Below are 13,389 nucleotides of genomic sequence, written 5' to 3' on the forward strand. Positions count from 1 at the left end.
GCAAGTTGAGCGAGAAAGTTGAGCGACAGTAAACGCGAACGGCGTCCCGACGGTCCGGTTAGAAAACCAGACCAAGGGGACGCCATTGTCCTGTTCGATGTTGCGAAAAAACCCGCTGCGGCGCGGCTCGTCGTCGATGCCGCGGCGGTTTGTTCATGCAAGCCATATGCCATTCGCTTCGGTTCGCGTTGCAGGCACGCCCGCGCAAGGTTTTGCGGGACGTCGACGGTTGCCGTGCCAAGGCGGCGAGCGAATCATCATGACGCTTCGGAGCACTCATGTGGTGCGCCACAGCACTGGACGGGTGCGCTTGTCTCGTAATGGCAAAGGCTCGCGTGTGACATGCGCCCCTACCTCGGCATCGCGCTCGGCGCAGCCCAGGCCGGCGCTCGCGGACGGATCACGCTGTCGCCGACGCCACTGGCCCCGTTCTTGCACAGTTGGCGTGTCCGGCAAAGGCGCCGGCATCGACACACGAGCAGCAATACCCAGGACAGCGGCGTCCCCTTCGTGCATGCACGAGCGGGACGCCGTTTTGCATGGACGCCTCGAATGACGACCACGCGACGGAGAAAACGATGAACACAGGCAAAGTCACATTGGTCAGCGCAGGACCGGGCGATCTGGACCTGCTGACTTTCAGGGCGGCCAAAGCTATCGGGGCGGCCGACGTGCTGCTGATCGACGACCTCGTGAACGACGAAATCACCACGCTGAAGGCGCCGCATGCACGCGTGGTGAAGGTCGGCAAGCGCGGCGGCTGCAAGTCGACGCCGCAAGCGTTCATCCAGCGCCTGATGCGCCGTTATGCGCTGCAAGGCAGGCATGTGGTGCGGATCAAGGGCGGCGACGCCCTGCTGTTCGGCCGCGCGGGCGAGGAGATCGCCGATCTTAGGCACGCGGGCATCGCCGTCGATATCGTCAACGGCATCTCGTCCGGCTTCGCGGCGGCCGCCGGGCTCGGCGTATCGCTCACGCATCGCGATCATTGCCAAGGCGTCATCTTCGTGACGGCGCATCTGCGCGACGGCACCGAGCCCGATTGGACGACGCTCGCGGCCACGGGCATGACGCTCGCAATTTACATGGGCGCAAGCCGCATCGACAGCATCAGCGCGGCGTTGGGCAACGCGCTTCCTGCCCATACGCCCGCCGCCGTCGTGCAATGGGCGGGCACGTCGCGCGAGAGGCGCATTTGCGCGACGCTCGGCGAGATCGCGGCGCGCGCGGCGTCGGAACAGATCGCAAGCCCCGCGGTGATCCTGGTCGGCGGTGCGATCGGCGAGGCGGTGGCGGAACACGCGGCGCAACTGGCCGCGCAAGCAGGTGCGAAGTGCAGGCTGAGCGCGTGAGCCCGTTGCTGGAGGCCGCTTACTGGCCCCGCTTGCTGGCCCGCTTACTGGCCCCGCTTTGGCCCCGCTTGCTGGCCCCGCTTGCTGACCCCGCTTACTGGCCGCACATGATCTTCACGATGTCGGCCTGGGTCAGCATGCCCACGACGCGCGCGCCCTCTTCCACGACGGGCAAATGGTGATGCCCGTTTTTCGTGAAGCGCGGAATCACCTCCGTCAGCGGCGTCGTCGCCTCGACATACTGGACGTGGCTCGACATCACGGTCGTCACGGGCCATTCGCGTCTTTCGCTCTCAGGGGCGGTCGCAACGGAAGCGAGCTTGAGGAAGGGCAGAAACTCGTCGAGTGGCTGCAGATCGACATGCGTCACTACGCCCTTCAGACGCCCCGCTGCGTCGACCACGGGCAGCAGCTTGATGTGATGTGAATCGAGCACCTTCAACGCGCCGCCGATGGTTACATCGACGGACACGGTGACGGGCGGCTTGCGCATCACGTCCGCGCAAGTGAGCCGCAGCAGCTCTCGCAGATAGGCCTGCCGCTGCAGTTCGTCGAGCAGCACATGCCGCTCGTCCTGCGGCTCCCGTGCGCGATGCCCGGCATCGGGCGGTCCGCCGTTGCCGCTGCGCCCATTGTCCGGGGCAACATGGCGACGCGCGTTTCCGAGACCCCAGTGCAATACCGATGAAATCGACATGTTGCGCCTCCGCGAGTACGTTGGCCGTGCATGCACGGCAATTCCAGCTAATCGTGCCTGATGCGGCCACGGCCGCACCAACCTTACATCGTTTTCGGCAGTTTACATCATAACGTGATCTAATTGCACGCGCCGGCCCTTCGCAGTACGCGAACGCACGCGACCGGCCACATTTGCGCGACATGCGATAATCGGGCATTACGTCGCGCCGCGACTGCCCGTCTGTTTCAGCCCTTGAAATCGCTTCTCGTCCCGCTCGATCAATTAGCGGACTTCGACGAAATCGTCGATGTCCGTACGCCGCTCGAATTCGCCGAAGACCACATCCCCGGCGCAATCAACGCGCCCGTGCTGTCCAACGAGGAACGCGTGATCATCGGCACGATGTACAAGCAGGTGTCGCCGTTCGAGGCGACCCGGCAAGGCGCCGCAATGGTGTCGCGCAACATAGCCGCGCACCTCGAGACGACCTTCGCGGACCGTCCGCGCAACTGGCGGCCGCTCATCTATTGCTGGCGCGGCGGCAAGCGTTCGGGGTCAATGACGACCTGGTTCAACCTGATCGGCTGGCGCGCGCGCCAACTGGACGGCGGCTACAAGAGCTATCGGCGGGGCGTCGTCGAAGCGCTCGACGCGCTGCCCCGGCAGTTCCGCTATATCGTGCTCGCGGGCCATACGGGCAGCGGCAAGACGCGGCTGCTCAACGCCCTCGCCGGGGCCGATGCGCAGACGCTCGATCTCGAAGCGCTCGCCGCGCATCGCGGCTCGATTCTCGGCATGCTGCCGCACGCGCCGCAGCCCTCGCAGAAAGCGTTCGACACCGCACTGGTGTCCGCGTTGCGCGGCTTCGATACGCAGCAGCCCGTGTTCGTCGAAGCGGAGAGCCGCCGCATCGGTTCAGTATCGTTGCCCGCGTCGCTGACGCAGGAGATTCATCGCGGCACGTGTGTCAGAGTGGACACGGAGCGCGGCGAGCGCATCCGTCTGCTGCTGCAGGACTACGCGCACCTGTTCGACGATCGCGAGTTCTTCAAGTCACAACTCGCGAAGCTCGTGGAACTGCACGGTTACGAGAGAATCGGCGAATGGCAGACGATGATCGACGAGGACCGCCGCGTCGAACTGTTCGAGCAACTGATCGATCTGCATTACGACCCCGCTTATGCGCGCAGCACCAGCAAGCACTTTGCGCGCTTGACGGGGTCGATGCGCTTCGCGCTTCGGCCCAACGATGCCGATCTCCACGAGCAGGCGTGCGCGCTGCTCGAACAATTCGCCAGAGCATCCGTCGTCTGACGCATCACGCACGAGGCATCACCAATGTTCGGCCGTCGGCCAGGGCAGCCGCCGCAGAGACCAGTCCAGTTCCGCGCCGACCACGCAGCGTCCCGCGTGCGACTGCAATGCGACCGTCACCGCGATGCACGGCCTGCCGCTCGCGAGCGACAGATACGGGCTGCTCGTAATAGGCACGCCCGGCCGCAGCACGGCATTGCGGAAATACGGCCGATGATCCCAGCGCGCATCGCGCGGATTCGCGACGGGATGAAGCGACCCGCCATCGACAGCGGACGCCTTGCCCGGCACTTCATGTCCGATCTGCCTGCCCGTATCGTCGAGCACGAAGCAGCTGATGCATAGCTCCAGTTGCGCGAGATCGTAGAACGCATCGTTGAGCGGCACGCCCTTGAGCCATGCATCGACGCCCGCGTCGAGCGCCTGCCGGTACGGCTGCACTTCCGATTCGAACAACGCATGCTGATGCGCGCGCCCTTGCGCGATCACGTCGAATGCATCGTCGATGCGCCGGTGCACCGCATCGGGCGGCGTGACGGAAGGCGCAGGACGGCCAAGCAGATAGCCTTGCGCGAAGTCGACGTTCGATTCGACGGCGAGTATCAGCTGCTCCGTCGTCTCGACGCCCTCCACGACGACCAGCATGCCCGCCTGATGCAGCAGAGAGACGAGCCTCGGCAGGATCGGCTGCTCGACGTCCGGGCTCGTCGCACGGATCAGCTCGCCGTCGAGCTTCACGAGATCGGGCCGGATGCGCAGCAGACGGTCGAGATTCGAATGCCCCGCGCCGAAATCGTCGACGGCGATCAGAAAGCCGTGCTCGCGATACCGGCTCGCCGCGCGCGACAAATCGTCCACACTGCCGCCATGTGACTCCAGCAGTTCGAGCACCACGCGCTCCGGCTCGAGCCCGGCCGAGCGCGCGATGTGCGCGAGCTGGCCGGGATAGCCTTCGGCGACGAATGTCGCGGGCAGAATGTTGAGAAAGATCCACGCGTCGTCGGGAATGAGGCGGCGCGCGTTGCCCAGATGCAGCGCGTGGCTTGCGCGGTCCAGCGCGCCCTGATCGCTGAACGGCTGCGGCGAGAACAGCACGGCGGGCGGCACCTGTGCGCCGTCCTCGCGCTCGCCGCGCAGCAGGGCCTCGAAGCCGACCTGCTTCTGATGCGACAGGCTGTAGAGCGGCTGGAAATGCGAGGTCAGCCAGAAGTCGTCCCACTGCTGGCGCAGGAGAGGCTGCGACGACACGTCGTCCGCGCGGTCGTGCGTCCACGTCAGGCGCACGGACTCGACAACGGCCATGCGTTCGGCGCACACCCGGTTGCGCCCCGAATGCTTCGCGCGCAGCAGCGCCTCATCCGCGCGATCGAGCAGCGCCATCACGCTCTCGCCGGGCCGGTACTCGGCAACGCCGAAACTCGCGCTCAGGTGGCCATCGGGACGCGCGATACGGCCGATCGCCGCGCGCAGTGCGTCGGCCAGTTGCGTGGCGGGGCGCAATGCCGCGTCATGCAGCAGCGCGAACTCTTCACCGCCGATGCGGCTCACCATGTCGTGCGACGCCGTCAGTTCCTTCAGCACGCGCGCGACGTCCGATAGCGCCTGATCGCCGACCGCGTGGCCGAACTGGTCGTTGAGCGACTTGAAGTAATCGATGTCGAGAAATATCGCGCTGACTTTCGTGCGGCTGTCCAGCTTCGACAGCCGCAGCGCCGCCTGTTCGAGGAACGAGCGGCGGTTTTGCAGTCCCGTCAGCGGATCGGTGGCGGCGAGCCGCGCGAGCCGGTCTTCGAGCAGAAAACGGTTGCGCCTGACCCGGTAAAAACCGAGATGCAACACGGCCGCCGTCGACGCGGCGATCGCCATCCACATCCAGCACACGGCGCTCACATCGCGCTGCGGATGCGGCAGGTTCAGCAGCAGCGGCGCGCCCGTCGCATAGAACAGCGCCGTGCCGACGCAGAAGTGCATGGGCGTGAGCCATAACGGCGCTGCGCAAACGGGGATCACCACCATCGCGGGCAGCGCCCACAGCAACGGTTCGTCAAGACCCGCGATGTTCAGCACGAGACCCGCCAGCAGGAGCAGCGTGTACGCGACGCCGATACCGCCGAACACCCACGTGCTCTTCGTGCGCGCAATGGCGGCGACGAGCAGCGCGAGACCCGCGGCGCACGCGAGACGCCATGCGAGCGGCGCGGCCGGTCCCGCCACGAGGCAACGCGCGAAGACGAACGTCACGAACGCAACGACGATAAACGCCATCGTCACGATCGAAAGGGGTCGCTGATGTTCCAGCGAACGTCGGTGAAACCGGATTCGAAATCCGGCGTCGGACGTCTGTTCCGTTGGGGAGGAAAGCATATTGAACTCAGGCCAGTTCCGGTCACTCTGCCGATGTATATCGGCAGCAAAGGCCCGAGGTTAATACTTCAGATCAAAACGTTCATAGCCGGGCATGGGTCTCGCGGGCCGGTTTGACAATTGCCGACCAGCGCGCGCGCAGGTGCGCTTGCATGAAATGCCAGCTACATGCAAGTCGCGCCTGCATCTTCTCGTCAAATGGAAATCGCGGCCGTGTTTTCGCTTCAAAAGACGAGTTCGAGAAAACGTGTCCCCGGCACGGGATTCGGGTAATAAGCGGCCGTTTCGGTGAAACCCATGCGCTCGTACAGCCGTTGCGCGAATGCCGTTCGCGCGACGGAATCCAGCATGAGCTTCTCATACCCCAGCACTTTGGCCTTGCTCGCCAACGCCGTCATGAGCTTTTCGCCAAGCGCGAGACCACGATACGCAGGCCGCACATACAGCCGCTTCACTTCGGCGACGGCATCCGTATGACGCAGCAGTCCCACGCAACCCGCCATCGCCCCGTCCACTTCGGCGACGAAGAACATGCCCGATGGCAACGTGAAGGTCTGCTCGAAGGATCGCATCTCGTCTTCGAAACCGCGATACGACAAGTCCATGTCGAGCCACTTCACGTACTCGCGAACGAGCGCGACAAGCCGCGCCGTATCGCCCGGAAAAACAGCCTCGCGAATGTGAGGCACCACTTGCTGCATGATTGAAGTCGACATGTCGCCCTCGCGTCTGACCCGGATCAACCGTACGGGACGCAGCGTAGCGCTCGCAAAGGCACACCGTCTTGAACGTTTGTGCAAGCGCGCTTCGCGCTTCTCGCGAAGGCAGCGGGAAAATCAAAGGCGGCAAAATCGGCGGCGCGGCACGCGGCGCGCAAAATGACGGGACGGTCGGCGTCCGGCTGTCAATGATGAGTTCATTGCAACCCACGTGCGAACCATGTCGATTTCGTCGGCCGTCATTCGTCGTGACTTTGACAGCCGACCCAGCGTGCGGCTTCGACAACCTCATCAAGGAGAAAAGACAATGCGAGTCATGGTCATCATCAAGGCGACGAGCGATTCGGAAGCCGGCAAGATGCCCAGCACCGAGTTGCTGACGGCAATGGGCAAATTCAACGAAGAACTCGTCAAGGCGGGCGTGATGCTCGCGGGCGAAGGCTTGCACCCGAGCTCGCGCGGCAAGCGGGTGCGCTTTTCGGGCGCGAACCGGACTGTGATCGACGGTCCTTTCGCCGAGACCAAGGAGCTGATCGCCGGGTTCTGGCTATGGCAGGTCAAGTCAATGGAAGAAGCCGTCGAGTGGGTCAGGCGCTGCCCGAATCCGATGGAAGGCGAGTCCGAAATCGAAATTCGCCGGGTGTTCGACGCCGCGGACTTCGGCGAGGAATTCACGCCCGAACTGCGCGAACAGGAAGACCGGCTGCGCGCCGAAATCGAACAGCAGGCAAACAGGCCGAAGTGACATCGACGATGTCGGCGGGATGGCGCGCGTTCAGCGCGCGCGCAACGCATCGACGATGTTCATGCGCGCCGCGCGCAGCGCAGGCAGAAAGCCGCCGACGAGCCCCATCGTCATCGAAAACGCCAGCGTCTTCAGCACGATCGCGGGCGTGAGGATGAAGCGGAATGACAGGTCCGCGAAGGTCTGAAAGTTCGTCGTCGAGAACGACGCGAGCTGCATGAACGCCGCGCACGCCAGACCCGCCAGCCCGCCGACCAGCCCCAGCAGCATCGCCTCGGCGAGAAACGCGGCCAGCACGCTCGAGCGGCGGAAGCCGAGCGCGCGCAGCGTGCCGATCTCCGCGACACGATTCGCAACGGACGCATACATCGTGATCATCGCGCCGATCATCGCGGCGACCGAAAAGATCGTCGACAGCGTAAAGCCAAGTATGTTGATGAACGTCGAGAGCGCCTTCGACTGATCGCTATAGAACGTCTGTTCGCGCTTCGCTTCGTCGGCGAGGCGCGGATCGACGTCGATATCCGCCTTGAAGCCGTCGAACTGGTCGGACTGCGCGAGACGCACCACCATCGACGAATAGCTGGTGCGCCTGAACGACTGCATCAACTGATCGACATCGCCCCAGATTTCCGAATCGAAGCCGCTGCCGCCGGCATCGAAGGTGCCGACCACCGTCCAGTCGCGCTGCGCGAAACGCAGATGCTCGCACGGCTGCGTGCCGCTGAAGCTCTTCGCAATGCTGCTGCCAACGATGATCTCCGACGAGCCCGGATTGAACATGCGCCCCGACGCGAGCTTCACTTGCGGCCGCAGGCTCATGCCCGCCGGCGAGACGCCGCGTATCACGACGTTTGACGGCTTGCCCGTGCCGAGCTTCAGCAGCGAGATCAGCACGACGGATTCTTTCGACGCCATCCGTCTTCCATCGCCGCCAATCGCGACGGCAGGATGCATTTCGATCACGTTCGCCTGAGCGCGGTCGATGGCGCTCTGCACTTCCGTTTCCGCGCCCTTGCGGATCACCACGACGTTGTCCTCTTCGCCCGTCGAGACGAGCGTCTTCTTGAGTCCCGCATCGAGCATCAGCACGGTCGCGAACACGAACACGACGAGCGCGAGCCCGCATGCCGTGAGCGCCGTGGTCAGACGGCGCGTCCACAGGTTGCGTGCGATGTACGAGAGTGGAATAGCCACGATGCGCAGTCCCTAGCCGATCGCCCGCAGACCTTCGACGATCCGCACGCGCGCCGCCTGCATGGCCGGAATGATCGCGGCCGCCAGGCCGACGGCGAGCGCGCAGGCCGCTTGCAGCAGCATCGTTCGATGCGACACGACGAAGACGGGGAACACGCCGCCTGTCGCCTGTTTGAAGAAGCTCGCGGCGGGCGGCGTCAACAGGATGCCGAGCCCGCCGCCCACCGCGCAGATCGTCACCGACTCGCCGAACATCAGCAGCGCGAGAAAGCCAGGTCCGAAGCCAAGCGCCTTGAGCGTCGCGTATTCGACGGTGCGCTCGCGCGCGCTCATCGCCATCGCGTTCGCCATCACGGCCATGATGATGACGATCACCACATACGACACGAGCCGGATCGCCGCGATGATCTGGTTAGACATCGCGACGAAGCCCAGTTGAAATGCCTGCTCCGTTTCCGTGAGCGTTTCCGCGAGCGAGTTCTTGAACACGTTGTCGACGTTGCGCGAGATCGCGGCGGCATCGTCAGGGTTCGCGATGCCGAGCACGTAAACGCCGACCTGATCGGCGCGCCGCCCCGGCGTCTTGCGCACGGTCTCGTTCAGATAGTCCCAGTGAAAGATCAGTTGCCGCGTGATCGTCGATTCGTCACGGCCGTCCAGAATGCCGCGCACGACGAATTCCCATGTGCCCGGGTAGATCGTGCCTTTGATCGGAATCACATCGCCGATCTTGAAGCCGAACTGGCTCGCAAGCTGCCTGCCGATCAGGCAGCCTTTGCGGTCGCGCTCGTAGTCGCTGCGCTGCTGCGCGGGCAAAATGAACTCCGGGTATAGATCGAGATAGTTGTCCGAGACGGCGAACTGCGCGAAGAAGTTTTTCGGCTCGCGGTAGATGCCGCCGAACCAGTTGGAACGCGCGACCATCGTCACGCCTTCGACGCCGCGAATGCGGTTCTCGTAGCTCAGCGGCAGCGGGAACACGAGCGAGATCGCGTTGCGCGTCACGAGCCGCGCGTTCGATGCCGCCGCCGCGCCCGCATACCACGCATCGACCACGGTATGCAGCAGTCCGTACGCGAGCACCGCGATCGTCAGCCCGAGCACGGTCAGCAGCGTGCGCAGCCTGTGCCGCAGCGCGTTGCGCGTAATCAGCTTCAGCAGGTACATGTCGGCCGGCCGCCGCGCGGTTCGGCACGCCGTTCAGCGCGTCGTTCCATTCGTCAGCTCTCCCTTTTCCAGATGCACGAGCGCCTTTGCCGCGCCCGCCGCGTGCGCGTCGTGCGTGACCATGATGATCGTCTTGCCCAGCTCGCGGTTCAGGCGTTGCATCATCGCGAGCACTTCCTCGGCGGAAGTGCGGTCCAGGTCGCCCGTCGGCTCGTCGGCGACGATCAGCGTCGGGTCGGTGATCAACGCGCGCGCAATCGCGACCCGCTGCTGCTGGCCGCCCGACAGCTCCGACGGGTAATGGTGCGCGCGGTTCGACAGATTCACCATATCGAGCACGAGAGCGACGCGCTCGCGGCGCTCCTTGCGCGTCAGGCGCGTGAGCATTAGCGGCAACTCGATGTTCTCGAATGCCGTCAGCACGGGCATCAGGTTGTAGAACTGGAAAATGAAGCCGACATGCGCCGCGCGCCACCCCGCCAGCTCGGCCTCGGACAGCCGCGTGATATCTTGCCCGCCGACCCGCAGTTCGCCGCCGTCCGGCCGGTCGATGCCCGCGATCAGGTTGAGCAGCGTGCTCTTGCCCGACCCGGACGGCCCCATCAGCGCAATGAAATCGCCTTCGCCGATCGCGAGCGTGATGTCGGACAGCACGGGCACGGTCTGCACGCCGCGCCGGTAGGACTTGACGAGGTGGCGGATATCGACGAGCGGCGCAGTGGGATCGACGTCGGTGCTCACGGCATGGCTCACGTCTTTCACTGTTTCTTCGCCACGGTGACTTTCGCGCCGTCCTTGATGCGCTCGCCCGGCGCGCGCACGAGCACGTCGCCGGAACGCACGCCGCTGACGGCGATCAGCTCGCCGAGCGTCGCGCCCGTGGTCACGGGCACCTCATGCACGGCATCGTCCGTGACGACGAACACGACCTTGCGGCCATCGCGTTCGACGATCGCCGCGGGCTGCACCGCGATCACCGGCTTGCGGTCCTGCGGCGAAACGGGCTTCGACAGAAACGCGATCTTCGCGCTCATGTCGGGCAGCACCCGCTCGTCGCGATCGACGAAGCGCACCTTGACCAGCACGGTCGCCTTCGAGCGGTCCACGGTCGGCACGATGCGCGACACGCTGCCCGCGAGGCGCACCTCCGGCAGCGCGTCGAGCTGGATTTCGCATGGCGCATTCACAGCGATCTTCGCAATGTTCGATTCGGCGACGTCGGCTTCGACTTCGAGCGTGTCCATATCGGCGATCGTCACGACGGCGCCTTTGCTGTCGGAAGCCTGCGAAAACGGCGTGATGTTGTCGCCCACGTTCGCATGCTTTTCGATTACGACGCCGTCGAACGGCGCGCGGATCACGGTCTGATCGACGGCGACCTGCGCGGCCTGCGCGTTGGCCTGCGCCGACACGATCGCGGCGCGGCTGTTGTCGATCGATGCCCTCGCCTTGTCGTAGCGCGCGAGATCGGCGTCGTACTGCGTCGCGGGAATTGCGCCGTTCGGCGCAAGGATTTTCGAGCGGCGCAGATTGATCTCGGCGTTCTGCAATTCGGCCTGCTGCAACGCGAGGTTCGCCTGCGCGACCTTGATCTGTGCCTTCGCCTGCGCAAGCGCCGCCTCGACGTCATTGCTCTCGATCCGTGCGATCACTTCGCCTTTCTTGACACGCGTGCCTTCGAGCACGCCGAGCCATTCGAGGCGCCCTTGCGCCTTCGACGCTACGGCGGCCTTGCGCTGCGGCACGACATAGCCAGTTGCGTTGAGCAGCGTATAAGCCTGCGACGGATAAGCGGACACGACGGTCGTGGTTTCGACGGTCTGCGGGCCCGTCAGCTTGAGACCGACGGCGAGCGCGCCGGCGAGAATCAGTGCGACGACCCCGTAGCCGATCCAGTTGCGCCGACGGCCGCCCGCAGCGACGGCGGGCCGGTCTATTTTCAGCCGCTTCAGATCGTGATCTGCCAATTTCTTTTGTCTTCGCCGGATGGCTTGCGTCGCCGCGCCGGGTACTTGTAATGTAGGACGGGTCCACAGTATAGCGCTGCCGTTTAGCCGCGCTCGCATCGCGAGGCGGGGATCGCGGCGTCCTTGACCAAAGTTGACCGATGTTCATCAATGTGAACGAGCGCTGACAGACGCCCGTTCACTCGTTTTAGATTGCTGGCCATTAGCGTCGATGACAACGGAGGCATCATGCAGGACAGGCAGACGGCTGCGCCGGACAGCACCGCGGTACGGGTTGCGTTGTGGCGAGCGATGCACGTTCAGGTCGATGCGCCGCCGCACGTGCTCGATGACGAGATCGGCCTGCGGCTCGCCGCGCCCGGCGACGGCTGGCGCAGCCGTCCCGACATGGACGCGCAGGGCACGCGCGGCTATCGGGCGGCCATCGTGGCCCGCGCGCGCTTTATCGAAGACCTCGTCGCGCAGCAGGCGGCTCGAGGCGTGACGCAGTATGTGATCCTCGGCGCGGGCCTCGATACGTTTGCGCAGCGCAAGCCGGAGATCGCCTCGCACCTGAGCGTGTTCGAAGTGGATCGGCCCGGCGCGCAGGCGTGGAAGCGCGCGCGCCTGCGCGAACTCGGCTACGGCGTGCCGGCATGGCTGCGGCTCGTTCCCGTCGATTTCGAGGCGGGCCAGTCGTGGTGGGAACGTCTCGTCGACGCGGGCTTCGATTCAAGCGTGCCGGCCGTGATCGCATCGACGGGCGTCTCGATGTATCTGACCCGGGAAGCGAATCTCGCGACACTGCGTCAGAGCACGAAGCTGGCACCGGGCTCCACGCTGGCGATGACCTTCCTGCTGCCGACAGAACTCGTCGATCCCTTGGAACGCGCGCCGTATCAGGCGGTGCAGGAACAGGCGCGCGCGTCGGGCACGCCGTTCGTCAGCCTCTTCAGTCCGGATGCGATGCTGGCGCTTGCGCGCGAGGCCGGGTTCGGCAACGTGCGGCACGTCTGCACCGATGAACTTGCGCAGCGCTATTTCGCCGGCCGCTCCGATGGACTGCGGCCAGCGACAGGCGAAGCGTTTCTCATCGCAAGCACCTGACGAGGGCACGGGCGAGCGTCGACGGCAACCCGCGCGTGGGCGTGGAGCATGTGCGCGATCGTCATTTTCTCTTGAACGCAGCGCGCCGGTCCGCGCGCTCCTTTGCATAAGGAGCGCTCAGCGCCGCATCCAGATCCTTGCGCTCGACGACGACGCCGCAGTGCGGGCACACATTGCCGAGGCCGACATCGTGGCCGCAGTCGCGATGCACGAAACGCACCGCGATTTCTTCGCCCTCGTCCTTGCACCATGTTTCGCCCCACGCGCGCAACGCGTGAACGACGGGATAAAACGAGCGCCCCTTTTCGGTCAGGCGATATTCGTAGCGCAGCGGCTTTTCGTTGTACGGATGACGCTCGACCATCCCATCCGCTTCGAGCGACTTCAGGCGCGTCGTCAGCATTTGCGGCGTCGCTTCCGTCTGAATCTGGATTTCCTCGAACCGCGCCGCGCCCATATACAGCTCCCTCAGCACGAGAACCGTCCACCGGTCGCCGACGATATCGAGCGACCGCGCCACGGGACACACCGTACTTGCCTTCTCTGCGACATCCGCCACGATTCACTCTCCGACTGAAACTTCTAATTTCATAGTAGCACAAACCGCATCACAGCGTGCGTACGCACATTCACCTGCGCCGTGCTCTGACGCGCACTCCGCGCCATGTCGTCCGGCGTCCTGAAAGTGACCGAAAATACGTGTCGCCCTTGACACTATGTTTTTCATAGTTATATCCTGAATGCACGCTGTCCGATCCGTGAGACGTCCCGCATCGTTCAACAAAACTGCGACGCGGCC

General features: G+C 64.7%; 12 protein-coding genes. 4 read left to right on the plus strand and 8 right to left on the minus strand.

Annotation, left to right across the window (positions count from 1 at the left end; genetic code table 11):
- The first annotated feature begins 578 nt into the window (after positions 1 to 578).
- Positions 579 to 1,352, plus strand: coding sequence for a uroporphyrinogen-III C-methyltransferase (gene cobA / locus J8I87_RS07980; protein ID WP_209930904.1), 774 nt, complete (start codon positions 579 to 581; stop codon positions 1,350 to 1,352).
- A 94-nt stretch (positions 1,353 to 1,446) separates the two neighbouring features.
- Here the strand turns inward: cobA and J8I87_RS07985 are convergent, their stop codons facing one another.
- Complete coding sequence (locus tag J8I87_RS07985; protein WP_209930905.1) at positions 1,447 to 2,049, minus strand: CBS domain-containing protein; 603 nt, start codon at positions 2,047 to 2,049, stop codon at positions 1,447 to 1,449.
- 234 nt (positions 2,050 to 2,283) lie between these two features.
- Here J8I87_RS07985 and mnmH point away from each other — a divergent pair, with 234 nt between their 5' ends.
- Positions 2,284 to 3,345 carry a tRNA 2-selenouridine(34) synthase MnmH gene (gene mnmH, locus J8I87_RS07990; protein WP_209930906.1) on the plus strand — a complete coding sequence of 354 codons (1,062 nt, stop codon included), beginning with the start codon at positions 2,284 to 2,286 and terminating at the stop codon, positions 3,343 to 3,345.
- An 18-nt stretch (positions 3,346 to 3,363) separates the two neighbouring features.
- Here mnmH and J8I87_RS07995 read toward each other — a convergent pair whose 3' ends face one another.
- Together J8I87_RS07995 and J8I87_RS08000 are read right to left on the minus strand one after the other, a co-directional pair.
- A complete protein-coding gene (locus J8I87_RS07995) occupies positions 3,364 to 5,709 on the minus strand; it encodes a bifunctional diguanylate cyclase/phosphodiesterase (protein ID WP_209930907.1) in 2,346 nt (781 codons plus the stop codon).
- Positions 5,710 to 5,933: 224 nt separating this feature from the next.
- Entirely contained in the window at positions 5,934 to 6,425 is a 492-nt protein-coding gene (locus tag J8I87_RS08000; protein WP_245253780.1) for a GNAT family N-acetyltransferase, read from the minus strand.
- Positions 6,426 to 6,735: 310 nt separating this feature from the next.
- Here J8I87_RS08000 and J8I87_RS08005 point away from each other — a divergent pair, with 310 nt between their 5' ends.
- Entirely contained in the window at positions 6,736 to 7,173 is a 438-nt protein-coding gene (locus J8I87_RS08005) for a YciI family protein (RefSeq protein ID WP_209930908.1), read from the plus strand.
- A 30-nt stretch (positions 7,174 to 7,203) separates the two neighbouring features.
- Here J8I87_RS08005 and J8I87_RS08010 read toward each other — a convergent pair whose 3' ends face one another.
- From J8I87_RS08010 to J8I87_RS08025, 4 genes are read right to left on the minus strand one after another with little or no spacing between them, the layout of a single operon-like run.
- On the minus strand, positions 7,204 to 8,370 hold the full coding sequence (locus J8I87_RS08010) for an ABC transporter permease (protein WP_209930909.1): 1,167 nt from the start codon (positions 8,368 to 8,370) through the stop codon (positions 7,204 to 7,206).
- A gap of 12 nt (positions 8,371 to 8,382) precedes the next feature.
- A complete protein-coding gene (locus J8I87_RS08015) occupies positions 8,383 to 9,537 on the minus strand; it encodes an ABC transporter permease (protein ID WP_209930910.1) in 1,155 nt (384 codons plus the stop codon).
- 33 nt (positions 9,538 to 9,570) lie between these two features.
- Positions 9,571 to 10,290, minus strand: coding sequence for an ABC transporter ATP-binding protein (locus tag J8I87_RS08020; RefSeq protein WP_409518731.1), 720 nt, complete (start codon positions 10,288 to 10,290; stop codon positions 9,571 to 9,573).
- A 5-nt stretch (positions 10,291 to 10,295) separates the two neighbouring features.
- Positions 10,296 to 11,504, minus strand: a complete 1,209-nt coding sequence (locus J8I87_RS08025) for an efflux RND transporter periplasmic adaptor subunit (RefSeq protein WP_209930911.1) — start codon at positions 11,502 to 11,504, stop codon at positions 10,296 to 10,298.
- 228 nt (positions 11,505 to 11,732) lie between these two features.
- On the opposite strand from J8I87_RS08025, the gene J8I87_RS08030 reads away from it, so the two are divergent.
- Positions 11,733 to 12,590, plus strand: coding sequence for a class I SAM-dependent methyltransferase (locus J8I87_RS08030; RefSeq protein ID WP_209930912.1), 858 nt, complete (start codon positions 11,733 to 11,735; stop codon positions 12,588 to 12,590).
- Positions 12,591 to 12,651: 61 nt separating this feature from the next.
- On the opposite strand, the gene J8I87_RS08035 is transcribed toward J8I87_RS08030, so the two are convergent.
- Entirely contained in the window at positions 12,652 to 13,149 is a 498-nt protein-coding gene (locus tag J8I87_RS08035) for a helix-turn-helix domain-containing protein (protein WP_209930913.1), read from the minus strand.
- Positions 13,150 to 13,389: the final 240 nt, after the last annotated feature.

The sequence above is a fragment of the Paraburkholderia sp. LEh10 genome (assembly GCF_017814945.1).
In the GTDB taxonomy this organism is placed as follows: Bacteria; Pseudomonadota; Gammaproteobacteria; order Burkholderiales; family Burkholderiaceae; genus Paraburkholderia.